The 26,032-nt window shown below is 63.2% G+C and carries 30 protein-coding genes and 4 pseudogenes; 22 read left to right on the top strand and 12 right to left on the bottom strand.

Annotation, left to right across the window (positions count from 1 at the left end; all coding sequences use genetic code 11):
- Positions 1–239: 239 nt before the first annotated feature.
- The 7 genes from EV657_RS16580 to EV657_RS16610 form a co-directional block, all read right to left on the bottom strand.
- The gene (locus EV657_RS16580; protein ID WP_134078932.1) at positions 240–1,187 is read right to left on the bottom strand and encodes a mechanosensitive ion channel family protein; all 948 of its coding nucleotides are present in this window, start codon (positions 1,185–1,187) and stop codon (positions 240–242) included.
- A gap of 370 nt (positions 1,188–1,557) precedes the next feature.
- On the bottom strand, positions 1,558–2,001 hold the full coding sequence (gene rnk, locus EV657_RS16585) for a nucleoside diphosphate kinase regulator (protein WP_132466057.1): 444 nt from the start codon (positions 1,999–2,001) through the stop codon (positions 1,558–1,560).
- Positions 2,002–2,084: 83 nt separating this feature from the next.
- Positions 2,085–2,552, bottom strand: a complete 468-nt coding sequence (locus EV657_RS16590) for a hypothetical protein (protein WP_132466060.1) — start codon at positions 2,550–2,552, stop codon at positions 2,085–2,087.
- A gap of 294 nt (positions 2,553–2,846) precedes the next feature.
- Positions 2,847–3,062, bottom strand: a complete 216-nt coding sequence (locus tag EV657_RS16595) for a hypothetical protein (protein WP_132466063.1) — start codon at positions 3,060–3,062, stop codon at positions 2,847–2,849.
- A gap of 98 nt (positions 3,063–3,160) precedes the next feature.
- The gene (locus EV657_RS22565; RefSeq protein ID WP_341540309.1) at positions 3,161–3,475 is read right to left on the bottom strand and encodes a DUF1127 domain-containing protein; all 315 of its coding nucleotides are present in this window, start codon (positions 3,473–3,475) and stop codon (positions 3,161–3,163) included.
- Between the two features lie 667 nt (positions 3,476–4,142).
- Positions 4,143–4,889 (bottom strand): uroporphyrinogen-III synthase, encoded by a 747-nt coding sequence (locus EV657_RS16605; RefSeq protein ID WP_132466069.1) that lies wholly within the window; start codon positions 4,887–4,889, stop codon positions 4,143–4,145.
- 173 nt (positions 4,890–5,062) lie between these two features.
- On the bottom strand, positions 5,063–5,479 hold the full coding sequence (locus EV657_RS16610; protein ID WP_132466072.1) for an RrF2 family transcriptional regulator: 417 nt from the start codon (positions 5,477–5,479) through the stop codon (positions 5,063–5,065).
- Positions 5,480–5,562: 83 nt separating this feature from the next.
- On the opposite strand from EV657_RS16610, the gene EV657_RS16615 reads away from it, so the two are divergent.
- The 7 genes from EV657_RS16615 (at position 5,563) to EV657_RS16645 (ending at position 10,766) form a co-directional block, all read left to right on the top strand.
- A complete protein-coding gene (locus EV657_RS16615) occupies positions 5,563–6,033 on the top strand; it encodes a group III truncated hemoglobin (protein ID WP_243837688.1) in 471 nt (156 codons plus the stop codon).
- A 4-nt stretch (positions 6,034–6,037) separates the two neighbouring features.
- Positions 6,038–6,433, top strand: coding sequence for a hexameric tyrosine-coordinated heme protein (locus tag EV657_RS16620; protein WP_243837689.1), 396 nt, complete (start codon positions 6,038–6,040; stop codon positions 6,431–6,433).
- A gap of 18 nt (positions 6,434–6,451) precedes the next feature.
- Complete coding sequence (locus EV657_RS16625) at positions 6,452–6,832, top strand: DUF488 domain-containing protein (RefSeq protein ID WP_134078934.1); 381 nt, start codon at positions 6,452–6,454, stop codon at positions 6,830–6,832.
- A gap of 108 nt (positions 6,833–6,940) precedes the next feature.
- Complete coding sequence (locus EV657_RS16630) at positions 6,941–7,639, top strand: 5-formyltetrahydrofolate cyclo-ligase (RefSeq protein ID WP_134078936.1); 699 nt, start codon at positions 6,941–6,943, stop codon at positions 7,637–7,639.
- Positions 7,636–8,835, top strand: coding sequence for an NnrS family protein (locus EV657_RS16635; protein WP_134078938.1), 1,200 nt, complete (start codon positions 7,636–7,638; stop codon positions 8,833–8,835). Before EV657_RS16630 ends, EV657_RS16635 begins: the two co-directional genes overlap by 4 nt.
- A gap of 30 nt (positions 8,836–8,865) precedes the next feature.
- Positions 8,866–9,351, top strand: coding sequence for an NnrU family protein (locus EV657_RS16640; protein ID WP_166673724.1), 486 nt, complete (start codon positions 8,866–8,868; stop codon positions 9,349–9,351).
- Between the two features lie 467 nt (positions 9,352–9,818).
- Complete coding sequence (locus EV657_RS16645) at positions 9,819–10,766, top strand: DMT family transporter (protein ID WP_243837690.1); 948 nt, start codon at positions 9,819–9,821, stop codon at positions 10,764–10,766.
- 6 nt (positions 10,767–10,772) lie between these two features.
- Here EV657_RS16645 and EV657_RS16650 read toward each other — a convergent pair whose 3' ends face one another.
- A complete protein-coding gene (locus tag EV657_RS16650; protein WP_132466090.1) occupies positions 10,773–11,468 on the bottom strand; it encodes a FadR/GntR family transcriptional regulator in 696 nt (231 codons plus the stop codon).
- Here EV657_RS16650 and EV657_RS16655 point away from each other — a divergent pair.
- From EV657_RS16655 to EV657_RS16690, 9 genes and pseudogenes are all read left to right on the top strand, one after another.
- Complete coding sequence (locus tag EV657_RS16655; RefSeq protein ID WP_425057263.1) at positions 11,398–12,309, top strand: sulfite exporter TauE/SafE family protein; 912 nt, start codon at positions 11,398–11,400, stop codon at positions 12,307–12,309. The genes EV657_RS16650 and EV657_RS16655 overlap by 71 nt on opposite strands.
- A 288-nt stretch (positions 12,310–12,597) precedes the next feature.
- Entirely contained in the window at positions 12,598–13,092 is a 495-nt protein-coding gene (locus tag EV657_RS16660) for a hypothetical protein (RefSeq protein ID WP_132466093.1), read from the top strand.
- A 14-nt stretch (positions 13,093–13,106) separates the two neighbouring features.
- Positions 13,107–13,538: a nucleoside diphosphate kinase regulator gene (gene rnk, locus EV657_RS16665; RefSeq protein ID WP_132466150.1), complete on the top strand. Its 432-nt coding sequence runs from the start codon at positions 13,107–13,109 to the stop codon at positions 13,536–13,538.
- 530 nt (positions 13,539–14,068) lie between these two features.
- A complete protein-coding gene (locus EV657_RS16670) occupies positions 14,069–14,701 on the top strand; it encodes a tyrosine-type recombinase/integrase (RefSeq protein WP_134078941.1) in 633 nt (210 codons plus the stop codon).
- Positions 14,702–14,877: 176 nt separating this feature from the next.
- Positions 14,878–15,873, top strand: a complete 996-nt coding sequence (locus EV657_RS16675; RefSeq protein ID WP_134078943.1) for an AAA family ATPase — start codon at positions 14,878–14,880, stop codon at positions 15,871–15,873.
- 248 nt (positions 15,874–16,121) lie between these two features.
- Positions 16,122–16,742, top strand: coding sequence for an IS66 family transposase (locus EV657_RS22315; protein ID WP_243837691.1), 621 nt, complete (start codon positions 16,122–16,124; stop codon positions 16,740–16,742).
- A complete protein-coding gene (tnpC, locus tag EV657_RS16680; RefSeq protein WP_243837692.1) occupies positions 16,675–17,742 on the top strand; it encodes an IS66 family transposase in 1,068 nt (355 codons plus the stop codon). Before EV657_RS22315 ends, tnpC begins: the two co-directional genes overlap by 68 nt.
- 50 nt (positions 17,743–17,792) lie before the next feature.
- Positions 17,793–18,318: pseudogene (locus EV657_RS16685) on the top strand (plasmid pRiA4b ORF-3 family protein).
- Between the two features lie 15 nt (positions 18,319–18,333).
- Positions 18,334–18,684: a hypothetical protein gene (locus tag EV657_RS16690; protein ID WP_134078944.1), complete on the top strand. Its 351-nt coding sequence runs from the start codon at positions 18,334–18,336 to the stop codon at positions 18,682–18,684.
- Between the two features lie 69 nt (positions 18,685–18,753).
- Here the strand turns inward: EV657_RS16690 and EV657_RS16695 are convergent.
- Positions 18,754–18,894: pseudogene (locus tag EV657_RS16695) on the bottom strand (transposase); the annotation flags it as partial.
- Between the two features lie 170 nt (positions 18,895–19,064).
- Here EV657_RS16695 and EV657_RS16700 point away from each other — a divergent pair.
- Positions 19,065–19,406, top strand: coding sequence for a helix-turn-helix domain-containing protein (locus EV657_RS16700; RefSeq protein ID WP_208323291.1), 342 nt, complete (start codon positions 19,065–19,067; stop codon positions 19,404–19,406).
- A gap of 10 nt (positions 19,407–19,416) precedes the next feature.
- A complete protein-coding gene (locus EV657_RS16705) occupies positions 19,417–19,902 on the top strand; it encodes an IS630 family transposase (protein ID WP_166673725.1) in 486 nt (161 codons plus the stop codon).
- A 212-nt stretch (positions 19,903–20,114) separates the two neighbouring features.
- Here the strand turns inward: EV657_RS16705 and EV657_RS16710 are convergent.
- Positions 20,115–20,774 (bottom strand): annotated as a pseudogene (locus EV657_RS16710) (IS110 family RNA-guided transposase); the annotation flags it as partial.
- Here EV657_RS16710 and EV657_RS16715 point away from each other — a divergent pair.
- A pseudogene (locus EV657_RS16715) lies at positions 20,733–21,476 on the top strand (IS256 family transposase); the annotation flags it as partial. The pseudogenes EV657_RS16710 and EV657_RS16715 overlap by 42 nt on opposite strands.
- A gap of 108 nt (positions 21,477–21,584) precedes the next feature.
- On the opposite strand, the gene EV657_RS16720 reads toward EV657_RS16715, so the two are convergent.
- Positions 21,585–21,980 (bottom strand): CZB domain-containing protein, encoded by a 396-nt coding sequence (locus EV657_RS16720; RefSeq protein ID WP_134078948.1) that lies wholly within the window; start codon positions 21,978–21,980, stop codon positions 21,585–21,587.
- Between the two features lie 124 nt (positions 21,981–22,104).
- On the opposite strand from EV657_RS16720, the gene EV657_RS16725 reads away from it, so the two are divergent.
- The 3 genes from EV657_RS16725 to EV657_RS16735 all read left to right on the top strand — a co-directional run bounded on the left by EV657_RS16725 (position 22,105) and on the right by EV657_RS16735 (position 24,937).
- A protein-coding gene (locus EV657_RS16725; protein WP_134078949.1) for an IS5 family transposase occupies positions 22,105–22,862 on the top strand; the annotation gives its coding sequence in 2 pieces (ribosomal slippage) (positions 22,105–22,426 and positions 22,426–22,862; 759 coding nt in all).
- Positions 22,863–23,049: 187 nt separating this feature from the next.
- Complete coding sequence (locus EV657_RS16730; RefSeq protein WP_243837693.1) at positions 23,050–24,513, top strand: methyl-accepting chemotaxis protein; 1,464 nt, start codon at positions 23,050–23,052, stop codon at positions 24,511–24,513.
- A gap of 34 nt (positions 24,514–24,547) precedes the next feature.
- Positions 24,548–24,937, top strand: a complete 390-nt coding sequence (locus EV657_RS16735; protein WP_166673726.1) for a CZB domain-containing protein — start codon at positions 24,548–24,550, stop codon at positions 24,935–24,937.
- Positions 24,938–25,383: 446 nt separating this feature from the next.
- Here EV657_RS16735 and EV657_RS16740 read toward each other — a convergent pair whose 3' ends face one another.
- The gene (locus EV657_RS16740) at positions 25,384–25,914 is read right to left on the bottom strand and encodes a hypothetical protein (protein WP_134078955.1); all 531 of its coding nucleotides are present in this window, start codon (positions 25,912–25,914) and stop codon (positions 25,384–25,386) included.
- Positions 25,915–26,032 lie beyond the last annotated feature (118 nt).

The following is a 26,032-nucleotide window of genomic DNA, read 5'->3' on the forward strand; positions in this document are numbered from 1 at the left end:
TTTCATACTCCATCAGGTATGCATCCTCCACCATCAGCGTCTTCATTGCGCAATCCGACGCATCCGGTCAGCGATTCAGACAACGTCCGGTCACGCGCTAAGGTTATCCGGTCACCGCGCGACGTTGCCGCTGAGCGTGTTTTGGTGATGTCGCCTTGAGCGGGCCTGGTCAAGCGTTTCGGCCCTGGCTGTTGATTTCCGCTGAGAACTGACCCGGTTTTTCATCGAGAAGTGACCCGTCAGACGGCCCCCGCCGGAGGGTTACCGAATATCCGTGCGACCTCCGTTTCATGATCGACGGGAAGCATGGCTTTCCCGCGGGGACGATTCATCTCGATCTGCATGCGTGGGGTCGGGACTTTCGCTTTCCGCATCGCGCGGTCGATCAGAGACAGTAGCTCGTCCCGGCAATCGACGTCCCGTTCGAAGCGCGACAGCCAGAACCGGACCGCATAGGAGTTGCCGTCGCTTCCCAGCTCCTGGACGCGGACATCCGGTGCCGGTTCGGTCTGGATCAGGCGCGCCTCGCCCACGGCCTTCAGGATCATTTCCTTGGCGGCGTCCACGGGAACCTCATGCGCAAGCTTCAGCGACAGCTGCGCGCGATACTGCGGTTTCGGGGCGGAGTAGTTGATGATGCGTCGGCGCGCGATCTGGCTGTTCGGCAGGATCATGTAGGTCGAGTCCAGCGTCAGCACCCGTGTCGTGCGCCAGCCGATCTCGATGACCTTGCCTCGTGCGACCTGCTCGATATCGACCCAGTCCCCGATCCGGTAGGGTGCCTCGACGCCCAGTGGGATGCCGGACAGCGTGTCGGCCACGACGTTCCGGATCGCGAAACCCAGCACCGCGAGTATCAAACTCGATCCCGCAAGCGCGCCAAGAAGACCTTGTTCCAGCAAGAGCGCGGCAGAGGCAACGATTGCGGCGAAGAACAGCAGAACCGCCACGAGATCCCGAAACAGGCGCGGGTACGGGCGCTTGTCGCGTCTCCGGCGATCTGCGAACAGGCCGAACAGCCGGCTACCGAGCCAGGCCGCAGCAAGGCAACCGACGACGCCGCCAGGCAGGCGGAGAGACAGTCCCACCCGCGGCTCGACATCCTGGTCGAAGATTACCAGGCCGGCTGAGACAAGAAGCAGAACCGAAGGCCAGATCAGCCGACGGAGATGAATGAGAAGTCTCATGTCAGCAGCCCTGTTCCTGATGCCGCGATGGTCGTCGAGACCGGCACTGGAGGCAGGTCACGGCGGCGCCGGCATGTCGCTCGACGGCGGAGCCACAACGACGACAGGAAATTCGGATAATGGGGGTAGCGCCCCCGATAATGTGCCGACAGCTGGGACAACGATGAGCGGCTGCGCGGGGAAGCGATGTCTTGCAGGACGGGCAGGCAAGCGGAAGGTGACGATTCATGAGACCCTCTTTCAACGGGAAGTAAAGACGCCGAAGCGGCGATTGCCGATATCCCGGAAGGAGCGTCGTGGCTTCGTCAGCGCATCGAGCGGCTCCTTCCGGGCAGAGCATGGGCTTCGGCAGGGCCCAGGGAATGTCTGTTCATTGTGCCTCCAGACCTTCGGGGGCATCCTGGGACGCGACGTGGAGCACGGTCAGAACCCGCCGCTTTCCATCCCTGGTATCCCAGTGGAGCGATGCGCCCTCTGCCAGTCCGATCAGGGCAACCCCGATCGGTGTCAGGATCGAGATCCGCCCGCGTGCGATGTCGGCGTCCTCTGGATAGACGGGCGTTACCGTCTTTTCCTGGCCGGTCGACTCATCCCGATAGGTGACCGCGCGACCGATGGCCACGACGTTCTGCGGGAGTTTCGCCGCCGGAACGATACGGGCCCGGCCGATTTCGCCGAGCAGCCGGTCGGCAAGGTCCGGGTTGCGCTGGATCGCGCCCTCCGCAAGTGCCTCGAGCCTTTCCAGGCAGTCCGCACCTATGACGATCCTGGGCCGCCGGCCGGTGTCGCGTGACGTAGAGAGTTGTTTGTTCATCGTAGTTTCCTTTCCACCAACTGGCGGTGTGAGTGAACTATAGGTGGCCATGGTCCCTGATCCGCCAGGGGTGGATCAGAGCATCAGGCCGCGGCTTGGTCCGGAGACGGATGCACATCCAACACCACGACGACTTCGATCTGACCGTCATCCCGCAGAAGCGGAACCTTCTGCAGTTTTCGCATCCCGATCAGGGTCGCCCCAAGCAATGAAGCAACGAGAATATGTCCCGGGACCGGCACGGGGTTCATGGAAAGCACGCCGCTGCGAGCGCCCTCACCGCTGATCATGTAGGTGACGTGGCATCCGGCCACGACAAGATCAGGCGAGGCCGGCTCGGGAGTTCCGCGCGAGATCCGCAGCTTGTGGCGCAGCAGCCCGTTTAGCAGAGCGGGATTGGGCGAATTCCTGGTTCCGCGATAGCGAAGCAGGTGCTCGATGCCGAGCCGGTCTTCGACAGTGAGAAGAAAGCCGCGCCCGACAGCGGAGCGTTCAAAGAGCGATCGAAAGTCACTGCCGGCAGGCTGGTGGGTGATCCTGGTAATGGTCATGATATGTCTCCCGGAGCGGTAAAGCCCGCGTTCTCAGATGCAAGGATGTGAGAAAGCCCCGGGTGGTCGAAGACGCGCTTATGCGCAGACCGCCCGGGGACTCGGGCGGTTCAGAAGCAGAAACCGAAAAAGGTTTTCGTGCGTGACCATGTGGAGACCTTAGTCTTTGGGCGCACCCTGTCAATCTTCGAGACCGGGCGGGTTTTGGAACGGACAAGGATGCACAGATCCCGCGAAGGTGAAGAAGGCGAATTGATGACGAGGTCCACGAGGCAGACTGTCGACGACAGGGGGTCACAGACGGCGCACCTCGAAGAATGAGCTACGTCGATCTTCCTGGATTGGCCAGCGGCGTGGCAGCGGGATGATGTTCGCCGATATCGTGCGACCACCATCGTCTTCCCAACGCGCCAGGCATCTGGCGCTCGGCGTCGCCGCCGAAGGTTCTATGTCCTTCGGCCCGAAAAGGTCCGGGAACAGCTCTTCGAAGTCCGCCTTGCAGATCATCATTTCGTCACTCCTTTCCATCATTTCATGGCGAGCCGCTACTCGGCCATTGCCGCGCACCACTGCCGTCCAGTGCTGTGTATTCTCGAGAATAGGACCGGCTATGCCGTTCGGCCGCCGCGCCACCCCGCATCGACATGCACATCCGATGAAACTGGACGCATGCTCAGTTCGCGATCCGTGAGACCATCGACGACGCGCGGGATATCACTGCGATCAATCCCGATGTCGCGCAGCAGGCGATCGTCCATGCCTCGAAGAGTTTCGATCATTTTCCGGCGTTGCCAGCGGCGGAAGGCGGTCCGGAGCCAACGTCGAAATGCTCCGGGCTTGCGGTTGAGCTGACTGGCCCTTCGAGGGGGTGGGAAGTGAGGGGTATTGGATTTGAAGACGTGGGGGTGCATGTCATGCTCCATGACGAAGAAACTGAACCGAGACGCACGCACCACGTCAGCTGGGTGACCCGCACAGGCGTGATCTTCCGGCCATATTGGCGCGTTTGCCACTTCGACTGATCTGTAAGAGATCGAGATGACCCCGAGGCGCGGACCGGCAAGCGGCCTGATCCCGCCCGGGGCTACCGGCGGTTCAGTGTGTTTCCTGCGTTGATCAGGAACCTCGTATGAAGACTGAACATGGTCATGACTGAGATATCGGCAATCCGCGTGTGTTTATCAAGAGCACGGCGTGGCCTGCGACCTTCTGGCGCCGAATGGACCTGCACCGGTTTCGTTCCGGTCTTTTGGAGCGATAGTCGCCATCAAGGAGATCGGATAGCGCCATTCTCTTTTCGGTCATCGTCATCTCCGTTCTCGGTCTCAGGTGTTGCAACCCGAACCTTCTCCGAAGATCGGCGGTGCGGTACCGACCGCGCACACCACTTCGATCCACCCTTCCCTGAACGCCAACATGTGTCTCCCGCGCGGTGACCACGGAGAGAACCTCAGAGGCCGGCACGCAGGATAAACGGCAGAGAGATCAGCGCTCGACCAAGGCGATTAGAGAACGCTCAGGGACAGCATCATAATGTCCCAGCCGCTTGTGTGAGGATCGCCGGCATTCGCGAGGTCTGACCGGGCCGTGTCAGAGAGGCGTTGAGTGTTCTTGGAAACCCTGATCGCGTGCGGATGCAAGTATATCGATCATGGCCTCTTGCGATGGGGCTGTCGCCACGCGTATTTTACGCCAGCCTTTCCGGTCGAGGCCGCTTGCAACCTTTTCCGAAAGGACCGCGGCGGTCATGGTCTGCAGGCAAGCAGATACCCTCGCCTCCTCGCAAAGCGCGGTGAAGAAATGCGCGGTGCGATAGGACATGAAGACAATGCAGTCGATATCGCCACGGCGGAGCAGTTCCCGTGTCGCATTCGAGAGAGATCTCGCCGGCGTGGCCCTATATGCAACGACGCGCCGCGCGTCATGGCCATGACGCTCAAGCGCCCGGGCCATGTCCTCGGTGATGTCCCACCCGCTCAGATAGGTGATCCGGCCCTCGGACGGGTTCCGTTTCTTCAGGATGAGGTCCAACAAGCTTGTCGCATCCCCGGCTGCTTCGTGAACACAGGTGAATCCCACCCGACGCAGAGGCGCAGCTGTTCCGGCACCGACAGCGTAAATCGGGACCGTCCTGCATACGGAAGGGTCATTCGCGATCCGCAGCGAGGCATAGACGGACGTGACCACGAATGCCTTGGAAGCTTCGAGGGTCTCAGGGCTGAAGTCGACATACGACACATCCAGGATCGGCGCAAGCGAGACCTGTAAACCCATGTTTTCAAGCGACAGCTTCATGGCCTCGGCTTGCAGGGCGGGACGCGTAAGGAGAATATGCATCGAGGCCGGGCCTTTCTGTTTTCTTCGCCGCTCACTTGGAGCCCGCCGGTTCAGGGGCCTCGGTTAGGTCTTCCAGATCATCCGGCCCGTGCGCCACTTTCGGATCGTTTTTCCCGTCGATTGTCAAGTTTGCAAACCAGGCCATTGTGTTTGCGCCAATGGGCCATAACGCTTCAGAAATCCGGCCTTGCCGGAAGGGCAATGTCGGCGAGCGTCGAGCGGTCGAGATCGGCGAGGAAGGCGGCCTCGGCCGAGCGCAGGCGCGCCTTGAGCCGGCAGCAGCGCTCTATCGTGCAATCGCCGCCATCGGGCGCGAAGCATTCCACCAGGGCCTGCCCCTCTTCCAGCGCGCGGACGATCCTGCCCAGAGTGATCCCATCGGCAGGATGCGCGAGGATGGCCCCTCCGCCCCCGCCGCGTCTTGTCTGCACAAGGTCCGCCTGCGCCAGCCGCTGCATGATCTTGGCCAGGTGATTGCGGGACAGACCGAATTCCTCGGCGAGTTCCGCGGTCGAGAAGGCACGGTCCGGCGCGCTTGCCATGCGCATCAGCATGCGCAGCCCGTAATCGGTGAAAGACGTGAGACGCATGTCGGCTGAACACCCCTCCTGAATAGGTATTTACAATACCTATTACTGTGGGTATGGCTAGAGGCAACAGACGGGAGCGCCCGATGGTCGCCAATGCCTCCACCACGGCAATCGCCAGCGCCCGGCCGGAGATGACCGCCGCGCTGATGGACGAGACCGGCCTCGATGACGATGTGCTGCGCGAGCTGGTGCACCGCTTCTACGACCGGGTGCGGGCTGATCCGGTACTGGCGCCCATCTTCGCGGCGCGGATTACCGACTGGGCGCCGCACCTGGATCGGATGGTGGCCTTCTTGTCCTCGGTCACGCTGATGACGGGTCGGTATCATGGGCGCCCGGTGCCGAAACACGCGCCACTGCGGCTCGGGTCGGCTCATTTCGACCGATGGCTTGCCCTGTTCCGGACAGCGGCGCGCTATGTCTGCACGCCCGCGGGCGCCGAACACGTGATCGCGCGCGCCGAGCGGATCGCCCGGTCGCTGCACATGGCCTGCACCGATGCCTGCATGGCCCCCGGGGACATCCCCGTGCTGCGGAGCGCCGCCGCCGAGTGATCCGATGCCCGCCGCACGGAGCGGCGAGGCCAAGGCCGAGCTTTCGGAAGCGAACGCCGGCACCAAACAAGACAAGGCAGCAAAGGAGACAGACATGACACGCCAGGTCCTCACCGCATTCGCCGTCTGCGCCCTCGTCTTCACAACGGTACCGGCCAAAGCCCAGGAGAACGAGTCGTCCTGGCTGCCCAGTCTGCTGACCGACACGCCCGAACAGGGCTTCGACCTTGCGGTGTTGATGGCGCGCCGCGCCGTCAAGACCACCCAGACGGACGTGGACACGTTGCACAAACTGCGCCCCGCCTATGCAAACGACCCCGACAGCCTGATCCACGTCTCGGGCGTGATCGCCGCCTATTTCGCGACCGTCGCCGAGGCCAACGGCTACTGGCGTGACTGATCCGGCGCGGCTGACGGAATGACTGCAATTCACGCCATCCGCATCGCACGGGTCTATGACGATCTCGAGGGCATCTCCGGTGCGCGTGTCCTGGTCGACGGGGTCTGGCCCCGCGGGGTAAGCCGCGAGGGCCTGCAACTCGACGACTTGATCCGCGAGGTCGCGCCATCGACCGCGCTGCGCAAGTGGTTCGGTCACGATCCCGCCCGCTGGACGGAATTCCGCGACCGATACCGCGCGGAGCTCGCGGACAATCCCGAAGCGGTCGCGCGGTGTCTGGACTGGTGCCGCGCGGGCCCGGTGGCTCTTCTCTTCGGGGCGAAGGATCGCGACCACAACCAGGCCGTGGTGTTGCGCGACCATCTGCGCGCGAGCCTGCATGGGGAGATGCCGTCGTGAGCCAAAGGATGACGCCAGGCCGCCGACCGGTCCGGGCGGTCGGGGACTCCCGCGCATCGGGCCAATCGGCGCAGTCCGCGACGGACCGCCGGCCATGAAGAGGATGAGATGAACGACCAGGACAAACCGGCAGCCCGCTTCGCCTCGCCTCCCTGCATGGCGGGCGAAATCGCACCCGATTATTTCAACCCGCTCGGCACGGACTCCACGCAGGCCAGGGATGTGGCCCGATGGCGCCGGGCGGAGCGCGCGCGGCTGCGCGTCGCGCGTGGGAAGATCCCGGTGGCGGAGCACCGCAGGACAAGCCAGGCGCTGGCCGGGCATTTGCTCGATCTTCTTTCGAACCGTTTCGGCGGCGCGCGGGGCCGTGTCCTGTCCGGCTATTGGCCGATCAAGGGCGAGCCCGACCTGCGCGCAGCCCTGGCCGACCTGCACGACGCGGGCGTCATGATCGCGCTGCCGATCGTGGAGGAAAAGGCGGCGCCCCTGGTGTTCCGCCGTTGGGCTCCGACCACCCGGATGGTGCTGGGCGACTGGAACATCCCCGTCCCGCCCGCCAAGGCGGCGCGCGTCACGCCCGCGATCATGCTCGCGCCGCTGATGGGCTGGGACGGCGCAGGCTATCGCCTTGGCTATGGCGGCGGCTATTTCGACCGCACGCTGGCGGCGCTGTCCCCGCGCCCCGCGACCATCGGGATCGGGTTCCAGTCCGCGCAGCTCGCCACGATCCACCCCAAACCGCACGACATCGCGCTCGACGTCATCCTGACCGAGGCGGGTGTCCAAGTCACGCGGGAGGCCCCATGAGCAGCACGGCCGAGAAGATGCGGGCATGGACCGGGCCGGCGATCCTGAGTTTCGGGTTCCGGCCGTTCTTCCTTGGGGGCGCGCTCTGGGCGGCGCTCGCCATGGCGCTCTGGATCGGCATGCTCAGCGGACGCCTCGCCTTGCCGACCGCGTTCGACCCGATCTCCTGGCATGCGCACGAGTTCCTGTTCGGCTATCTCGGCGCGGTCGCCGCGGGCTTTCTGCTGACGGCGGTACCCAACTGGACCGGGCGATTGCCCATCGTCGGCTGGCCACTCGGCGCGCTCTTCGCCACCTGGTGTCTCGGCCGGATCGCCGTCGCCCTGTCCGCGGAACTGCCGCCCATCTCAGTCGCTATGGCCGATCTGCTGTTCCCGGTCACACTGGCCTCGGTGCTCGGCCGCGAGATCGTCGCGGGACGCAACTGGCGCAACCTGATCGTGCTGGCCATGCTCTGCCTCTTCATCCTCGGCAACGCCCTGTTCCACTGGGAGGCTGCGCGGGGGTACCCCGGTGCACAGGGAGTGGGGCTGCGGCTGGGTCTTGGGACCGGGATCATGATGATCGGGGTGATCGGGGGGCGGATCGTGCCGTCCTTCACCCGCAACTGGCTGGTCCGGCAGAACAGCCCGGTCCTGCCCACCCCGCCGATGCAGCGCTTCGACAAGCTGGCGCTGTTGGCGCTCGGCCTCGCGCTGTTGCTCTGGGTCATCGCGCCCATGGCGATGGTGACCGGCACGGCCCTGCAGCTCGCGGGCGGCCTGCATCTGATCCGGCTGGCGCGGTGGGCGGGGCACCGCACCAGCGCCGAGCCGCTGGTGCTGGTCCTGCATGCGGGCTACCTCTTCGTGCCGCTCGGTGCGTTGGCCGTGGGGGCCACGGTGTTCTGGCCGGACGCGGTCGGCATGGGCTCTGCCCAGCATGTCTGGATGGCCGGTGGACTTGGTCTGATGACGCTGGCGGTGATGACGCGCGCGACGCTCGGCCATACAGGACAGACGCTGCGCGCCGATACCGGCACGATCGCGATCTACCTGTTGCTGCTGCTTGCGGTTCTGGCACGCCTGCTTGCAGGCGCATTTCCGGGCCTTGCATCGCTGTTCCATACCCTCTCCGGCCTGACCTGGATCGGCGCCTTCGGCGGCTTTGCCATGCTATATGGGCGATACGTCCTGAGACACCGTCCGGAGCACTGAGGGATGGGCTGAGGCGGATTCATCGCTGTCTTGTCAGGCTTCTTCATCCTGCATTCCATTCCGGTGCGCCCGCCCGTCCGGTCCTGGCTGGTCAGGCGGCTGGGGCGTGCGGGCTTCGGCATCGCCTATTCGTTCCAGTCGCTGGCGATGCTTGGCGTTCTCCTGGTGGCCGCCAACCGGGCGCCGTATCTGGCCCTGTGGCCCGAGCCGCCGGGTGCCCATTGGCTTGTTCTGGTGGCGACGACGGCGGCCATCCTGGTCCTGGTCTTCGGGTTGTTCCGCCCCAACCCCCTGTCCTTCGGCGGCCTTCGGAATACGGCGTTCGACCCGCGCGACCCGGGCATCCTGCGCTATTGCCGCCACCCGGTACTGCTGGCGCTGTTGCTGTGGTCGGGGGCGCATCTGATCGCGAACGGCGACCTGGCCCATGGCCTGATGTTCGGCAGTTTCGCCCTGTTTTCCCTGCTGGGCACGTGGGCCATCGACCGGCGGCGGCAGCGGGACATGGGGGACTAGGTCTGGCGGCGAGCCGTTGCGCAGATGCGGTCGGCGCCCATGCGTTTACCCCAAGGCGCGAGGGCCCGCTTTGCCGGTGGCCTTGTCGCCATGGCCCTGCTCATGGTGCAGCATCCGTGGCTGGCGGGGGGCGGCATACTGGAACAGTTCACCCCATAGGCTTATGACACGGCCCCGGTTCGTTCGGCGCACCGGAGAACATGGCCGCCGACAATGGATGCAGGTGCCGTCCCCTCCGCTGGCGGACCGCCGAGCGCGTCGCTTGCATCACCCACGCAACCCGCCACCGATGACATGCCACGGAGTCGAGCCATTTCTCCCAGTGTGCAACCCAGAGTGTTGACGGCGGGAGGATAAGGGTCTACCCGGCAGCCACGGGATGATGGCGTCATTCCGTTCCCCCAGTATCGTCCTGCACGCCCGGATCTGTTCCAGCACCGCCGCCGCGGTGTCAGAGGAGGTTTTTCATGGCACACCTGACCGTTGTCCCGTCCGATCTCGCCGGTTTCGAGAAGCGCGCCGGTATCGCCGCGATGTGCATGGCCATGGCGTTGCTGCCTATCGGGGACGCGATCTCGAAAACCCTGACCGGGTTTACCACACCATTCGAAGTGACCGTCTGGCGCACACTGGTGCAGGCGGCTTTCTTCGTCCCGGTCGCGGTGATCCTTCGGCACCATCTCAGCGGGTCACTTCTATCGGCTGCGTCGCTCGTCTCGGCCCTGCTCATTGTCACCGTGAGCCTGTCTCTGGTGACCGCCTTCGCATCGATGCCGATCGCCACCGCGATTGCGATCTTCTTCGTGGAGCCACTGCTCCTGACGCTGTTGGCCGGTCCGTTCCTCGGCGAAGTTCCGGGCCCGCGCAGGTATGCCGCGGTCGGTGTCGGTCTGATCGGCGCCTTGGTCGTGATCCGGCCGAACTTCGTCGAGTTCGGGCCGGTTGTCCTGTTGCCAGTGCTGGCCGCGTTGGCCTATGCGCTCAACATGATCGTCATGCGGAAAGCGACGCGCGACCGGTCCGCGCTGACCTTCCAGTTCGGCGCCTCTCTGTCGGCCGGAGCCATCGTTCTGGTGGCGCATCTCTTGGCAAGCGCACTCGGGTTCGAGCGGACCGCCGTCTCCGGATTGCCGGGCTGGGTTCTCTGGATCGTTCTCGCGGCTGGTGCCCTTGCGATGGTTGCATTTCTCGCGATCACCTTCGCATTCAGCAAGGCGGAGGCAAGCCTGCTTGCGCCGTTCCAGTATCTGGAGATCGTCGGCGCGACCCTTGTGGGGTACCTCGTCTTCTGCGAAATCCCGGATGGAATGACGCTGCTGGGCACGGCGATCATCCTGGGCTCCGGCGTCTATGTGTTTTATCGCGAGCGCCAGCGCGAAGTGGAGGCCGCCACATGCCAGCCGATTGAGCGATAGGGGGCGTCACCCCCTGTCGTCCGGCTGCTGCATCGCGCCCATGATGGTTCTCAGGTGGGCCCGCATTGCGGCTTCGGCGGCCTGCGGATCGCCCCGGCCAATTGCAGCGACGACATCGCCATGCTGATCGCTGTGCAGGCCGGCGAATTCCCTGACGCCGATCCGGCGGTAGGTCCGATCCCATTCCCTTTGCCAGGCGGCGCGACGCCGCGCGCTCGCAAGGTAGTCGAGAAACCCGCCGAGCAAGGGGTTTCCTGCGACTTCTGCCACGCCGCGATGGAACCCGGCATCGGCCGTCTCCGCCTCGGCCCGTCCAGAGGCGCCTCTTCCTTGCGCAACGAGGCCCTCGAGATAGGCCACGTCGGGCGCCGAGGCGCGTCTTGCGGCCTCTGCCGCGATTGGCGGTTCGATCATCAGCCGGGCCTGCATAAGCTGCTCAGGGGCGGTCGCACTCAGCAGGATTGTCTCCTTGACGGGGTGGCCAAGCGGCGCGGGTCCGCGGAACGTGCCCTTGCCGACCTTCCGCCAGATTTCGCCTTCCCGTTCCATCTCCAGCAATGCCGCGCGCACGGTCTGGCGACTGCACCCCAGAAGCCCCGCAAGAGCGCGTTCGGTCGGCAGGCGATCGCCGATGAGCGGCGCTTGCTCGTCTAGAAGCGCGCGCAATCGTTCCAATGCAATGGCTGGACTCGTTCTTGGCATTGGTCATGCGTCCAAGGTGATGCGTACCAATTTGCAGACCATTGCGGTTTCGCGCAAGAGCGGGTTGATGGTTCCCGGGCCGGAGGTTGCAATGACCGTATACCTTGTCCTGATCCTCACGGGCCTTGCCGCGGGCGCGCTGAACGCCGTGGCCGGAGGAGGGACCTTTCTGTCCTTTCCGGCCCTTGTCTGGACCGGCGTGCCGCCGATCATGGCCAATGCGACCGCTACCCTTGCGGCCTTGCCCGGCTATCTCTGCAGCGCCTGGGCGTTCCGTGCGGACGTCCGTCGGGCGCGCAGCCTGCCTGTGCGTCTGGTTCTGCTTGTATCCGCATTGGGCGGAATCCTGGGCGCGGTTCTGCTGCTGGTGACGCCGAGCGCCGTCTTTTCAGGTGTGGTTCCGTGGCTGCTGGCCTTTGCCACCGCGGCCTTTGCCTTCGGCCCTCCGATCACGCGGCGCATCGCCCGCATGGGAAAGGGCACGTTTGGACTGCCGCAGGCGGCTGCCGTGCTCTTGGCGGTCACGATCTATGGCGGCTATTTCAACGGCGGCGTCGGGATCCTGCTTCTCGCAGCCTTCGGCCTGATCGGCCTTACCGACCTGAGGGAGATGAACGGGCTGAAGAACCTTGTCTCGTCCGTCCTCTCTGCGGTCTCCGTTACGGTTTACATTGCTGCCGACCTGATCGCCTGGAAAGAAGCACTGGTTCTCGGCGCCGCATCGGCCATCGGTGGGTATATCGGCGCGGCGCTCTCGCGGCGCATCCACAATGTGAGGGCGCTCCGGGCCTTCATTGCACTGGTCGGCGCAAGCATGTCCCTCGTCTTTTTCCTGAGGTAAGTCCTTGTTGCCCAACGGAAGGCTCGAACACCCCGATGCCGTGCTACGCCGATCGGCAGAAATTGGCCGACTTCCTGCGGTTGCGATCCCGACCGGACGACCCGGATTGACCAATCGCAACCGAGCCACTAGCTTGCTGGGATGGTGGTCTGCAATGAGCATAATGTCTTTCGTCTGCTGAACCGCCGGTAACCCCGGGCGGTCAGGGTGCATTTTCGCCAGCGTACCCCCGGGGCTCCTCGACATCCTAATCCGGAACTGAACGAGTGACTCGTTCGAGGAGAAGCCATGGTCATCGGTCCATTCGAAACCACGCGCAGAATCTCACAGAGCCCCCGTTGCGGCATGGTTGTACGACCTGCCGTCACGCTGACGCAGGCCGACCGGCATGAGCTTTCCAAGCTTGTTCGGCTTTGCGACACGGACGGAGAGATGCGATCGCTCTTCCTGCAGCATGTTCTGCGTCATAAAATGCAAAGCGCCGCCATTGTCCCCGGTGATGTGCCGAATGATGTGGCCGCCGCCGGGTCGCATGTCGTCTATTCTCTCGGTGCCGGGGTTTCCAAAACCGGGTTGCTCAGCCATCGGGCACGCGCAGGCGGGAGGTACGGGATCATTCCGGTGTCCTCGCTTCTTGGCGCGACGCTCCTGGGAATGCGTGCCGGCACCAGTGCGCCCCTCCTTCGGGACGACGGCTCAATCGTCACGCTCTTGCTGCTTGACGTCCGACATCCGGACGATGCCGCTTCGCCTGACACGCGCAATTTACTCTTTCAAGCTTGAGGCAGGTAATCACCATGAATATCCAGACTAAATCGACGTCGCGCTCAAAGCTTCGCCCCAAAATCGTCATAAGTGAAAAAGACCTCGACCGGCTCGAAGCGTTGGCCGAGGGTGCGGCGAAGCGCAATCCGCAATTGTCCGACCGCCTTCTCGAGGAACTTGCGCGGGCGCGCATCATGCCTGCCGCCAAGTTTCCGGCGCATGTCGTGACGATCGGAAATCGCGTCACCTATCGCGACGAACTGACCCGAGAGGAGAAAACGATCAGCCTCTCCTTTCCCGAGGACGCGGATATCGGTGCGGGCCGGGTTTCGGTCATGACCCCGCTTGGCGTGGCCCTGATCGGCCTGTCCGAAGGCGCCGCCTTCCACTGGGAGACGCGGGACGGCCATCGACGGACCCTGACGGTCCTGAAGGTCACATCAAGCGAACCGGAAAAGGCGTGATGGACGCATATTGGAGCCCTTAACTCTCCCTGCCCATCCCTGTGAACGGAGTAAGCCACAGAATTAAGTGACGGCATGTCGTCTTCCTCGGCATCCGTCGCCGGAAAGCTACCCGTGGAAATCTACGCCAGAGCCAAAGCGAGCGTTGCGCTTGAGACAAATGCCTCCAAAATGCGGGTCTGCTGGCGATCAAGGTATGAGATCGAAAGGCGCGAAGATTCTGCTCAACCGGCCGCGACCAGGGAGTGGAACTTTCGCATGCGGCGAATGGCCGGTCTGGTGAATCGCGCCGTAGCGCTCGAGGATGTGGCGAGGCTCCGGACTGTGGGCCAACCGGCCTTATGGCTTACTCCGCAGCACCCATTCTGTGACGGTCGCTATCTGCGCATTGCGCCCGTTCGGGCGCGACGCAGCGTTGGTCGATTGGGGCCCCGCGGTTGGCCGTGCCGCTTCGCCGGCCCCCCGTGCTATCATGGGTCACCAACGTCGGGTTGGTGTCGTGGTGGGCGTGGCGGATGGGAGGAACTGCCATGCCCACTGCCAACCTGCCTGCCATTCGCGCTTGCCGCCCCGCCTGGAACAAGGGCCGCGTCGTCGGGCAGAAACGTCCGCTGATGCCGAAACACGTCTGGGCCATTCGCGTGCGGCTGGAAATCGCCGAGAACCACCGCGACCTCGCGCTCTTCAACCTCGCCATAGACAGCAAGCTACGCGGCTGCGACTTGGTGAAACTGAAGGTGGCCGATGTCTACGCAGCCGGCCAGGTCAAGGAGCGCGCCTCGATCATCCAGAGCAAGACCCAGCGGCCGGTCCGGTTCGAGATCACCGAGGGCACGCGCAGGTCGCTCGCGCGCTGGATGGAGGAGCCCCTGATGGTCGGCTCCGAATACCTTTGGCCGGGGCGGTTCCACGAACGCCTCCACATTTCGACCCGCCAGTACGCCCGCCTCGTCCGGGAATGGGTTCAATCCATCGGCCTGGACCCGACCTCCTACGGCACGCATTCGATGCGCCGCACCAAGGTCGCCCAGATCTACCGGAAGACGGGCAACCTGAGAGCCGTGCAGTTGTTGCTCGGGCACACCAAGATGGACAGTACTGTCCGCTACCTCGGGGTCGAGCTCGAGGACGCGCTCGCGATCTCGGAAAGCGTCGAAATCTGAAGGTGATGGGCCGCCTGCACAGCGGCCCAGCCCGGCCGATCATACACCGGCATCCCAAGGGCCGAAGCGCGACATTTCACTTGGTTTCTGATACGAGGTCCGGGGCCATCACTGAGATATCAATACTGGTCAGAAGCTCCCAATGCAGGTATCGTCAACCAAAACACGGGGCGAGCATGGCACGCGGTGAACTGGTCAAAAAATTGCTTGCGAGCTATGGCCATGAGGAGGAATTCCGCGCGGTTGTCGAGCAAATTATCTCCGAAGAGGAGAAGAAGAACAACCGCGTGTTGGCGCGCAGTCTTCGAAAAACGGTGGAAAATATCGGTGCGGCCGCGCGACATGCCGGCGAACTTTCGCGCCTGGTTCCATTTCCGGATGAGGCTAATGACTTCATCCAGCGGGTAGAGCCGGCGCACGGCTCCCAGGATATTCTGCTCTCTACGGAGAACACTGAGCTCTTTCTCGGGCTGATCCGGGAATTCCGGCAGGCAGACCGGATCAGGCGTCACGGACTTCCCGTACGATCCAAACTGCTGTTCTGCGGACCGCCGGGCACCGGTAAAACTCTGTGCGCCGAAGTCTTCGCCAATGAGCTCGGGCTTCCCTTCTTTCACGTCCGGCTCGACAGTCTGATTTCCTCCTATCTGGGCGAAACGGCGACCAATATTCGCAAGACATTTGAATTCGCCCGCCGTCAGCCTTGTGTGCTGTTCTTCGATGAGTTCGATGCCATTGCCCGCTCCCGCGAAGAGGCCGGTGAACACAGCGAGCTCCGCCGTGTGGTCAACAGCCTGCTGATCTTCATCGAACAGATTCAGCCGGGCGGATTTCTGATCGCGGCGACCAATCTAGACGGGCATCTCGATCCGGCAGTGTGGCGGCGGTTTGATGAAATCGTCTGGTTCGATGCGCCGGATGCGGCGATGGTACGCAAATACTTGATTCATGCTTTCCGCAATGTCCGGGCATCCTTCGATCCGGCCGGTTATGCGGATCAGCTTCTGGGGTATTCCTATGCGGACCTTGAACGGGTCTGCGTCCAGGCAATGAAGCTGTCGGTCCTCGGCGGCAGCAAGGCTGTTTCGGACAAGGATTTCCGTGAAGCGATGCGGGATGCGAGGCGACGGTTGACACGCAAACAGAAGCTGGAAGCGCAGGCCGGGGAGTAAGCCGTGCCGCGTCATCAGCATTTGCCGCTCCTGCGGCTGCCCGAGACGATGGAACGGCGGAAAACCGGCTTTCCCGGCCCTGCGCCAACGCGCGACGGCGGCTATCCGCAGCCCAGCTCGGCTATCTCCTGGAGGGGATCGACTGGCGCAATCCGCGCTGGACGCAACGCCCTGCAAAGGCAGGCTAAATTGGCTTCTCCGGCCTTATTTTTATGGGCTTTCCGATGCCTGCATGGTAGGTCTCGGCCATGCCAGATGCCGCTTCCGAGATCGCCAGATTGCGCGCCGCGCTTGCGGCCTCGGAGGCCCGTGCCGAGGCCGCAGAAAGCGAGCTGGCGCAGACCCGGGCGGTGGTCTCGACCTCGGAAGAGATGATCAAGCATCTCCGGCTCGAGATCGCCAAGCTCCGGCGCGAGCAATATGGCCACAGCTCCGAGCGCCGCGCCCGCCTGATCGACCAGATGGAATTGCAGCTTGAGGAACTCGAGGCCGCAGCCACTGAAGACGAGATCGCCGCCGAGAAGGTAGTGAAGACCACGTCCGTCGCGGGGTTCGAGCGTCGCCGCCCGGCCCGCAAACCCTTCCCGGAGCATCTGCCGCGCGAGCGCGTGGTGATTTCGGCGCCCACGCCCTGTTCCTGCTGTGGCTCGGATCGCATCGTGAAGATGGGCGAGGATATCACCGAGACGCTCGAGGTCATTCCCCGGCAGTGGAAGGTGATCCAGACGATCCGCGAGAAGTTCACCTGCCGGGCATGCGAGAAGATCAGCCAGCCGCCAGCGCCGTTCCATCCCACACCCCGTGGCTGGGCTGGGCCCAACCTGCTTGATCCTGTTCGAGAAGTTCGGCCAGCATCAGCCGCTGAATAGGCAAGTCGAGCGCTACGCCAAGGAAGGTGTCGAGGTCAGCCTGTCCACCCTGGCTGACCAGGTCGGCGCCTGCACCGTGGCGCTGGAGCCGATCCATGCGCTGATCAGGGCCCATGTCCTGGCCGTCGAGCGGCTGCATGGCGACGACACCACGGTGCCGCTCTTGGCCCGGGGCGGTACGAAGACCGCGCGGCTCTGGACCTATGTCCGCGACGACCGGCCTTTCGCGGGCGGTGCACCGCCGGCCGCGCTGTTCTACTTCTCGCGCGATCGGGAGATGGCTCACCCGAACCGACATCTCGCCGGGCAGCGGGGCATCCTTCAAGCCGATGCCTATGGCGGTTACAACGACCTCTATCGCGGCGACCGTGATCCCGGTCCGGCCGGAAGCGCGCTCTGCTGGAGCCATGCCCGGCGGAAGTTCTTCGAGCTTGCCGACATCAAGGGCAATGTCCGCAAGGGCAAGTCCGCCTACGATATATCTCCTGTCGCACTGGAGGCGGTGGCGAGGATCGACGCGATCTTCGACATCGAACGCCAGATCAACGGCCTTGATGCCACGTTCCGGCTCGAGGCCAGGCACCGGTTGTCCTGTCCCTTGGTTGAGGCATTGCACGCTTGGCTGTGCGCCGAGCAGGGCACGATGTCGAAGCACAATCCTGTCGCCAAGGCGATCAATTACATGTTCAAGAAAGACCGATGGGAGGCCTTCACGCGCTTCCTCGAGGATGGGCGGGTCTGCTTGACGAACAACGCGGCCGAGAGAGCACTCCGCGGTGTGGCCCTTGGCCGAAAGTCATGGCTCTTCGCCGGCTCCGAGCGCGGCGGTGACCGCGCCGCCTTCATGTATTCGCTGATCGTCACCGCGAAGATGAACGATGTCGATCCTCAGGCCTGGCTCGGTGACGTCCTCGCCCGGCTGCCTGGCACGACAGCCTCCCGGGTGCCGGATCTCCTGCCTTGGAATTGGTCCCCGACACGGCAAAGGATCGCCGCATGACCCTGATCGCCCGCCTCCGGGTCATCCTGAACGACGTCGAGCCAATGCCGATGCGCCACATCGAGGTGCCGCTGAAGATCAGGCTCGACCGGCTGCATGAGGTCATCCAAGCGGCCATGGGCTGGACCGACACCCATCTCTACGAGTTCCAGTTGGGGCATGCCCGACCCGGACGGGTTCTACGACAGCCCCATGGACGCGAAGAAAATGACCTTGGAAAAGCTGCTCGACCAGACCGCCACCAGGACGATCCAGTATGTCTACGACTTCGGTGATGACTGGGACCACAGCATCCGGATCGAGCGGGTGGGCGAGGCCACCCAGGGCGTGACCTATCCGCGGCTTCTGAAGGCCGCAGGGGCCTGTCCACCGGAGGGCGTCGGCGGCGCCTGGGGCTACGAAGAGTTCCTCGAAGCCCTCGCCGATCCCGATCATGAGCAGCACGAGGACATGGTCCACTGGTCGGGCGGAAACTTCGACGCTGAGGATACCGGGGCCGACACCATCATCGAACGCTTCGAGCGGCTTGCGAAAAAATGGGCCCCGCGGCGTCGCAAACCCAAGGCTACGATCTAAGAGACGCCAGCGACCGTGGCCTACGCCGGATGGTTACCCCTCATCGCGCTCGTCGTCTTGGTGTTTCTCGCCCAGACCGATGCCTCCGTCGGTACTGGCGGCATCGATACGGCGCGCGCTGCTCCGGGAACTGTTGTGGGCAAGCCCTCCGCACCTGGCACCGCATCGCGCATCGGTCTTGCCTCGCGCGACGTGCGGGTCGTCGACGGGGACACGATCCGGGTTCCGGGCGACAGCTGGCGGATTCGCCTCGTCGGCTTCAACACGCCAGAGGTGTTTTCGCCACGTTGCGAGCGCGAGCGGCAGCTCAGCACGCGTGCCACAGTGCGCCCGAAGGAGATGCTGAACCAAGCCCGAGCGTATTGAGTTCAAACATCACCTTGACACGTAACGATGCCGTCAGTAAAGGTAACCATCCCATCAACAGAGCCTGCACCACAGGTAAAAGCTGAACTCGGTGACGCCGATCAACCGCACGGCCTCGGCCACCGACCGCCCTTGCGGATTCAACACGGCCACCTGCCGGAGCTTCGCAACGATCTCCTCGGGATTGTGATTCTTCTGGGGCTTTCCCACGTCCTCCAACTGGCTCGAAAGCCTGTTTCAGGGAGGGCCACTTTTCAGGGGGCAGACCACGCGGGATCGCTGTGCCGATGCTCAAACTAAAGCGTCCGGCCAAAAACCTGAATCGCACGGGATTCCCATGACCGCTGATCTGTGATTCATCCTGTTTGGGAGGATGGATCATGTCAGCACCTTTGCCTGACGCGCTGCGTGCGCGGTTTCAGAAGTTGGTCGAGGAAGGTTTGAGTGGGCGCGCGGCGGCGTTGCGTCTGAAGCTTACCCTTGCCACCGGGGCGCGTTGGGGCCGTGCGATCCGGCGCACCGGACAGGCTAGAGCCGCGCCTCAGGGGCGCCCCGGTGGCAAGGGTAAGCTTGATCCGCACCGCACCTTTCTGATCGAACTGATTGACCAGGATGGGGACATGACCATGCCTGAATTGGCCGGTGCACTGGCGGATGCGACCGGTGTTCAGGCGCACCCGGACGCGATTGGTCGGTTCCTGCGCAAGCTTGGCTTCACGTAGACAAAAGACATTGGTCGCGACCGAGCGGCGTCGCGCCAAGGTAAGAAAGCAGCGCGACGATTGGTGCAAGCATCGCCTACCTGCCGTCGCAGCCCGGCCTGAACATGTTGTCTTCATTGACGAAACCTCCGTCGAAACCAACCTGACCCGCCAGCGTGGCTGGTCACAGCGGGGCGAGCGACTGGTGATGGATGCGCCCTTTGGGTCGTGGGGCACGCAGACCTTCATCGCAGCCCTCAGCGCCGACGCGCTGCTTGCACCTTGGGTCATCAAGGGGGCGATGGATGGTAAAGCCTTTGCGGCCTACATCGAACATGTGCTCATCCCGGAACTGGAACCCGGCACTGTCGTCATCCTCGACAGCCTGGCCACGCACAAGAATGCCGCCGCTGCCAAAGCCTTGCGCGCGGCCGGATGCTGGTTCTTGTTCCTGCCACCTTACAGTCCCGATCTGAACCCCTGTATGGATGGCTCCTGCATGGCAAGGGGATTGTGAGCTTCTGACGGCTGGTCGGCTGCGGCCATGTATTCGGCGTCTCGTTGCAGCGACTTTGCTGCGCGCCATGATGAATTTCCGCGTCGGCTGAAGGCTCCCACTCAATCGAACGCGCTCGGCGGCGCTTCGGATTCATCGGGGTGTTCCCGTTCGCCGTTTCCGTCAGTTCGCCATCACCTCACGTTGCGCCTTACCATTCCTTCGATCCGCTCTCAGCCGTGCATGACCTCGACTCGCGGCTTGTAACTCGTCCCGTCACGCAGAAGCGCGTAGATCGTCCGGGCCATGCGGTTCGCCAAGGCGATCGCGAAGACCCTTGTTTCCTTGGTCGCGAGCTTCCGCGACAGCCAGTCCGTTCCCGGGTGGCGGCTCCTGCGCCGGACCATGATCTGCGCCATGGCGCCAAGATACAGCAGGCGCCGGATGTATCGATTGCCCATCTTTGAGATCCCGCCGCTTCGTGGCTTCCCGCCGGTCGAGTGCTGCTTTGGCGTGAGGCCCAGCCAGGCGGCATAATCCCTCGCCGAGCCAAAGTTGCTGACATCCGGTGTCGTCGCTGCAATCGCGGTTGCGGTCAGCACGCCGACGCCGGGGATCGATACCAAACGCCGGCTCACCTCGTTCTTCCGGTGTACCTCCTCGATCTCGTCGGTCAGTTGGTCGATCCGTGCCTGCGTCTCCGCGAGTTGATCGAACAGCGCCTGAAGCGGAAGGCGAGCCGCCTCGGGCACGTTATGCAACTCCTCCGCCAGGCTCGCGACCCGCTTCGACCCCTTCGCCGTCACGATCCCGAACTCCGCCATGTGCGCGCGGATCGCGTTGCCGACCTGCGTGACCTGCCCGACGAGGACATCGTCCGTCTGATCCTCGACGGCACCGTGATCAAGACCCGGATCGATAAGAAGGCCACGAACATCTCGGTGCTGGCTGCCATCGGCGTACGCCGCGATGGCCAGAAGGTACTGCTTTCCATCAGAAATATGGGTGGCGAGAGCACGGCCGCCTGGCGCCAGTTCCTGGATGACCTCGATGCACGCGGCCTGAAGCGGCCCGACTTCGTGATCGTCGACGGCGCCCCGGGACTGGAGGCCGCGCTCGTGGGACTGTGGGGCGAGGACCTGCCGATCCAGCGCTGCACGGTTCACAAGCACCGCAACCTCCTGGCGCATGCCCCCAAGCACATGCACGACGAGCTGACCGAGGACTACCGCGACATGATCTACGCCGACACCGCCGCCGGGATCGAGACGCGCCGAAAGGCTTTCCTGCGCAAGTGGCGGCTCAAGTGTCGCGCGGTTGCTGACAGCCTCGAAGAAGCCCGCGACTGGCTCTTCACCTTCACTCGCCTCGATCCGTCGCAATGGAAATCAGCCCGGACCACCAACGCCATCGAGCGCCTGAACGGGGAATTCCGCCGCCGGATCAAGACCCAGACCGTGCTGCCCTGCGCCGAAACCGTGCCGATGCTGCTCTGGGCGCTGCTGGCCTCCGGCCAGATCCGGATGCGCAAGGTCGACGGCTGGGAGACCCTCTCTCAACCCCTCGAGCCGATGCCCCTTGACCTCGCCGCCTGAGAACACGAACCTTCACATGCCCGGAGCATGCCGCCAGGGAATTTCCACAGCATTCGCGACACGACCTTCAGGGCTGCCGGATATGTCTCAGGTTAAAGGTCGGACGCTTTAGCGGGTGTCTTTTTCCAAGACCTTCATCTCGAGTTTCCAAAGGCTGAGTGCCTTGAGCACGTTCTCTGCCTGCGTGGCAAACTCACCGGTCAAGAGCGCCTTGGCATCCTCGCTCTCTCCGGAAATGGCAAGCGAGAGCACCCTGGAGGCTGTCGCGTGAAACGAGGCATGTGCCTCGTCGAGAGCTTTCCACGCGGCTGAGCTCTTGTCATCCTCGCCGAAAGCCGGGCCGTGAAACCATTTTCCGAACTCGCAGCTCTTGTCGCAAGCGGCTTTCTCGGGTGTGATGTCCGATCGACCCTGCACGATCGCGGATGTCAGGTTCGCTTTCCACTTCAGATGCTTCATCTGCGCAGTGGCGATCTCGGAGATCCTGTCTGAGTTCTTGGACATGGGTGACCACTGGTGGTTACTGACCGTCCGGTCGGTACCTGATGGGCGTTAGGCTCAGGACCCATTAATTTTCTTGCGACCACCTTGCCGACGTGATTCACGCTCCCGAACTGATGGGGGCATGATGAGAAATCTTTTCTGGCTGACCGACGAGCAGATGGCGCGGCTACGGCCGTTCTTTCCAAAGAGCCATGGCAAGCCGAGGGTCGATGATCGACGGGTCTTGAGCGGGATAATTTTCATCAATCGCAATGGCTTGCGTTGGTCCGATGCGCCGCCGGAGTATGGCCCACCGAAGACCCTCTACAACCGATGGAAGCGCTGGAGCGACATGGGCGTTTTCGCCCGGATGATGGAGGGGCTTGCGTCCGAGGCCGCCGACCGGAAGACGGTGATGATCGACGCCACCTATCTCAAGGCACACCGCACCGCTTCGAGCCTGCGGTTGAAAAAGGGGGGCGTGGCAGGCTGATCGGGCGGACGAAGGGTGGCATGAACACAAAGTTGCATGCCGTCACGGACGCGAACGGCCGCCCGATCAAGCTCTTCATGACAGCCGGCCAGGTCAGCGACTACACAGGTGCGGCGGCCCTCCTGAGCAGCCTGCCCGAGGCCGAATGGCTGTTGGCCGATCGTGGCTATGACGCCGACTGGTATCGTGAAGCCTTGCAGGACAAGGGGATCAAGCCCTGCATCCCGGGCCGGAAGTCCCGAGGCAAGCCCGTCAAATACGACAAGCGCCGCTACAAGCGGCGCAACCGTATCGAGATCATGTTCGGCAAGCTCAAGGACTGGCGCCGTGTTGCAACCCGTTACGACAGGTGCCCGAAGGTCTTTCTGTCCGCCGTAGCCCTCGCCGCAACTGTCATCTTCTGGCTTTGAAAATTAACGAGTCTCGAGCCTAAGCGGCGCTTAACGGCGTCGGTTCGCCTGTGCGACCGCAACCCGCGCCCGCATAATACCCCGCATCCGTCACATTTCACACTGCCTGCGTGAATAGAATGGTAACTTCTCCACCTCAATGGTCGCACGTGCAGCCGTCACAACTCGCGCAACGGAAAGGATACCTATGCTCTCGGACAACAGGAATTTTTTTGCCGGGATGCGTCTGCCGCTTTCCGTTGTCATGGCGGGAACGGCCGTTCCTCTCATGCTTGGCATGCTGTTTTATGCCGACGGTGTCATGTCGGAGGCCGTAAGATACCAGACGGCGTCCCTTGACCCAAGCGTTGCCGCCGAACTGATCGCCCGCGACCGTGAGATGCTGACTCTGATCGCAGGCACCTTCCTGGCCATTCTGACCCTGATGCTCCTTATCGTTTTCCATCCACTTTCGCGCCTGGCGCGAAGCGCGGAAAACCTCGCGCGCGGCGTAAACGAACCAACCACGACGTTGAGGCTCGCCAGTGGTGAGATCGCGCGGATCAGGGATTCGCTCAGCATCCTGCGAACGACCTCCATCGAACGCGAGGAGATGGAAGAGAAGGAACGGCAGTCCGAAATCGACCGATATGACCGCTGGGCCGAACAGCATTTTGTCGTGAACAGCCTCGCGAGCGGACTCAGAGGCCTTGCCGAAGGCGACCTCAGCCGTACGCTCGATACCCGGTTTCCGGGCGAATTCGAAGACCTGCGCCAAGACTACAATGCGACCATCGACACGCTGAACGATTTGATCGGCTCGGTCGCGCGTAACGGTGTCGATATTCACAGCCGTGCTGACGAAATCAGCGCCTCGTCCGACGATCTATCCCGCCGGACGGAGAACCAGGCCGCAACGCTTGAGGAGACCGCCGCCGCGCTTGATGAAATGACGACAAGCGTGCGTTCGGCTGCCGAAAGCGCCGCACAGGTGGAAAGGGTCGTGAAAGAGGCCCGCACCGATGCCGAACACAGCGGTGCGGTGGTAAAGCAGGCCGTGAACGCCATGTCGGAAATCAAGCGGTCTTCGGGTGGGATCGTACAGATCATCGGTGTGATCGACGATATCGCGTTTCAGACAAACCTCTTGGCACTCAACGCAGGCGTTGAGGCTGCCCGTGCGGGCGAGGCAGGACGCGGATTCGCAGTTGTCGCGTCCGAGGTCCGCGCACTGGCCCAAAGGTCCGCGGAGGCGGCCAAGGAAATAAAGGATATAATCGACGCCAGCTCAGCACATGTAGACGGCGGCGTGGATCTCGTCCACCGGACAGGCGAAGCGTTGACCGGTATCGTGGACCGCGTGGGCCAGATCTCGAGCCTCGTAAGCGAAATCGCCCTCGGTTCGCAGGAGCAATCCATCGGCCTGAACGAAATCAATCTGGGCGTCACCCAGCTCGACCAGGTCACCCAGCAAAACGCTGCGATGGTCGAGGAGGCAACGGCGGCAGCCGCCACACTTCGTCAGCAAACCGAGCAACTGGAGCAAATGATTGCGCGCTTCACTTTGAGAAACGGGCTGGGCGACAGGGACAATGTCATCGCCTTCGGTGTCGGTCGCGCCTCCCACATCATCGACAAGATGTGGCGTGAATTTCAGGCCACCGGTTCATGAGCGACAAATGAAGGGCATTCGTGGAGTGACATCGATGGACAAGGAACGCGCGATGCTGTCCGAGATCTCGAACGCGCAGCACAAACATCTCAGTTGGAAAGGCCATCTTATGGGGGCGATTTCCAACGGACAGTCCGATATCACGCCGGAAAAGGCGGCATGCGACAAGAGCTGCGATTTCGGACGTTGGTTCAACGGGGATGCTGTCGGCCCGGAAGTCAGGGCAACGGAGGCATGGAAGACCATCGACGCGATTCACGCCTCGTTCCATGCGAACGCCGGTCGGGTCCTCACCCTCGCCACCACGGGCCGTTCGGAAGAGGCAAAGACCTTGCTGGCAGGCGAGTTCGGAGAAAGGGCCGATCACATGCTGAAGGCGCTTAGCTTGTGGAAACTGGAACTCAAGGCCAAATCCGGCGAATAGACCAATTGTGAGAGCTAAAGGGTCTTCTCTCAAGCGCCGGACTTCGCTTGAGGTATACATTCCGCCGTTCCCCGCAGAGTGTCTGCCCTTCGTGACGATCGGCAAGGTTCCAGGCTGACTCCTTTGCTGGATGTCAGCCTCCCTATTTGTCCGGAAGTGCTCTCGCGCCTTTGGCAAATGAGCGGAGTCCGCCTGTTCTTCCCGGTCCTCTTGCAACGTCAGCGCAAATCGAATGTGTGCGGCAAACTGCGGGGTCGACTTGCCGCGCCGGCCTTGGCCCGTGATCAGTTTCCGCAGGCGCAATAGGTGTCTCCTTCGACGGGCCTCGCAGGAGCACCAAAGCGAGAACCGCATGGCTTAGGTGTAGCGGACTGCAAGCATCCGTGGCCCGGACTGCAAACATCGGCCGTTTTCCGACCGAATTATTTGCGACTATCGGGGGGTGCTCAGATAGGCAGCCCGGCCTGACGCATGAGATCGCTGATTTCAGAGGTCCGGTCGGTATCGAGCTTGCCCTTGAGGAAGCGCCGGGTTTCGGCCTGGCTGAGGTCGAACTGCTCGGCCAGCGCTTTCGGAGAATAGCCGATCCGGGCGAGACGGGCGTCGAGATCGTCGAAGCCGGCCGAGATTGTGTCCCGCACGATTTCGGCGGTGACTTGGCCGGCGCCCATGCGGAAGGTGTCGGCAAAGGCGCGGTTCAGATGCTCGGCGATCTGCAGCGGCGTGTTCAGCTTCTCGGCCAGGAAGGCGCGGGCCTCGGGTGCAATCACGTCATCCACCTTTGTCCCGTCGGCCAGGCATTGCTTCAGCACCCAGTCGATGAAGGGCGCGGTATCCGTGCCGAGGCCTTCGGTCTCGATCCGGGTGGTGCGGTGGCCGATCTCCTCCATGGTGGCACGCTTCAGATCGTTCTGCAGACGCGGATGGCCGATCAGCACCACGGACAGGGTGCCGCCCCCGGCATCGGCGAGATCCATCAGCCGTTTCAGGCCATTCAGCGTGTTGCCGTGAAGATCGTGGGCTTCGTGCGCGTTCCGGGCTCATCCGGTCAGCGATTCCGATAACATCCGGTCAGTAATTCCGATCTGATCCGGT

Origin of the sequence: Rhodovulum visakhapatnamense (assembly GCF_004365965.1) — a bacterium.
Classification (GTDB): domain Bacteria; phylum Pseudomonadota; class Alphaproteobacteria; order Rhodobacterales; family Rhodobacteraceae; genus Rhodovulum; species Rhodovulum visakhapatnamense.

What these genes read in the sequence shown, in the direction of transcription:
- EV657_RS16620 (WP_243837689.1), top strand. Translation starts at nt 6,038, where the DNA reads ATGCCCGCCGCACGGAGCGGCGAGGCCAAGGCCGAGCTTTCGGAAGCG.
- EV657_RS16590 (WP_132466060.1), bottom strand. Translation starts at nt 2,552, where the DNA reads ATGACCATTACCAGGATCACCCACCAGCCTGCCGGCAGTGACTTTCGA.
- rnk (WP_132466057.1), bottom strand. Translation starts at nt 2,001, where the DNA reads ATGAACAAACAACTCTCTACGTCACGCGACACCGGCCGGCGGCCCAGG.
- EV657_RS16650 (WP_132466090.1), bottom strand. Translation starts at nt 11,468, where the DNA reads ATGCCAAGAACGAGTCCAGCCATTGCATTGGAACGATTGCGCGCGCTT.
- EV657_RS16720 (WP_134078948.1), bottom strand. Translation starts at nt 21,980, where the DNA reads ATGTCCAAGAACTCAGACAGGATCTCCGAGATCGCCACTGCGCAGATG.
- EV657_RS16635 (WP_134078938.1), top strand. Translation starts at nt 7,636, where the DNA reads ATGAGCAGCACGGCCGAGAAGATGCGGGCATGGACCGGGCCGGCGATC.
- EV657_RS16735 (WP_166673726.1), top strand. Translation starts at nt 24,548, where the DNA reads ATGGACAAGGAACGCGCGATGCTGTCCGAGATCTCGAACGCGCAGCAC.
- EV657_RS22315 (WP_243837691.1), top strand. Translation starts at nt 16,122, where the DNA reads ATGCCAGATGCCGCTTCCGAGATCGCCAGATTGCGCGCCGCGCTTGCG.
- EV657_RS16610 (WP_132466072.1), bottom strand. Translation starts at nt 5,479, where the DNA reads ATGCGTCTCACGTCTTTCACCGATTACGGGCTGCGCATGCTGATGCGC.
- EV657_RS16660 (WP_132466093.1), top strand. Translation starts at nt 12,598, where the DNA reads ATGGTCATCGGTCCATTCGAAACCACGCGCAGAATCTCACAGAGCCCC.
- EV657_RS16625 (WP_134078934.1), top strand. Translation starts at nt 6,452, where the DNA reads ATGACTGCAATTCACGCCATCCGCATCGCACGGGTCTATGACGATCTC.
- EV657_RS16605 (WP_132466069.1), bottom strand. Translation starts at nt 4,889, where the DNA reads ATGCATATTCTCCTTACGCGTCCCGCCCTGCAAGCCGAGGCCATGAAG.
- EV657_RS16730 (WP_243837693.1), top strand. Translation starts at nt 23,050, where the DNA reads ATGCTCTCGGACAACAGGAATTTTTTTGCCGGGATGCGTCTGCCGCTT.
- EV657_RS16675 (WP_134078943.1), top strand. Translation starts at nt 14,878, where the DNA reads ATGGCACGCGGTGAACTGGTCAAAAAATTGCTTGCGAGCTATGGCCAT.
- EV657_RS16670 (WP_134078941.1), top strand. Translation starts at nt 14,069, where the DNA reads ATGCCCACTGCCAACCTGCCTGCCATTCGCGCTTGCCGCCCCGCCTGG.
- rnk (WP_132466150.1), top strand. Translation starts at nt 13,107, where the DNA reads ATGAATATCCAGACTAAATCGACGTCGCGCTCAAAGCTTCGCCCCAAA.
- EV657_RS16580 (WP_134078932.1), bottom strand. Translation starts at nt 1,187, where the DNA reads ATGAGACTTCTCATTCATCTCCGTCGGCTGATCTGGCCTTCGGTTCTG.
- EV657_RS16645 (WP_243837690.1), top strand. Translation starts at nt 9,819, where the DNA reads ATGGCACACCTGACCGTTGTCCCGTCCGATCTCGCCGGTTTCGAGAAG.
- EV657_RS22565 (WP_341540309.1), bottom strand. Translation starts at nt 3,475, where the DNA reads ATGGAGCATGACATGCACCCCCACGTCTTCAAATCCAATACCCCTCAC.
- EV657_RS16740 (WP_134078955.1), bottom strand. Translation starts at nt 25,914, where the DNA reads ATGGATCTCGCCGATGCCGGGGGCGGCACCCTGTCCGTGGTGCTGATC.
- EV657_RS16655 (WP_425057263.1), top strand. Translation starts at nt 11,398, where the DNA reads ATGAGCGGCGCTTGCTCGTCTAGAAGCGCGCGCAATCGTTCCAATGCA.
- EV657_RS16700 (WP_208323291.1), top strand. Translation starts at nt 19,065, where the DNA reads ATGTCAGCACCTTTGCCTGACGCGCTGCGTGCGCGGTTTCAGAAGTTG.
- EV657_RS16630 (WP_134078936.1), top strand. Translation starts at nt 6,941, where the DNA reads ATGAACGACCAGGACAAACCGGCAGCCCGCTTCGCCTCGCCTCCCTGC.
- EV657_RS16615 (WP_243837688.1), top strand. Translation starts at nt 5,563, where the DNA reads ATGGTCGCCAATGCCTCCACCACGGCAATCGCCAGCGCCCGGCCGGAG.
- EV657_RS16595 (WP_132466063.1), bottom strand. Translation starts at nt 3,062, where the DNA reads ATGATGATCTGCAAGGCGGACTTCGAAGAGCTGTTCCCGGACCTTTTC.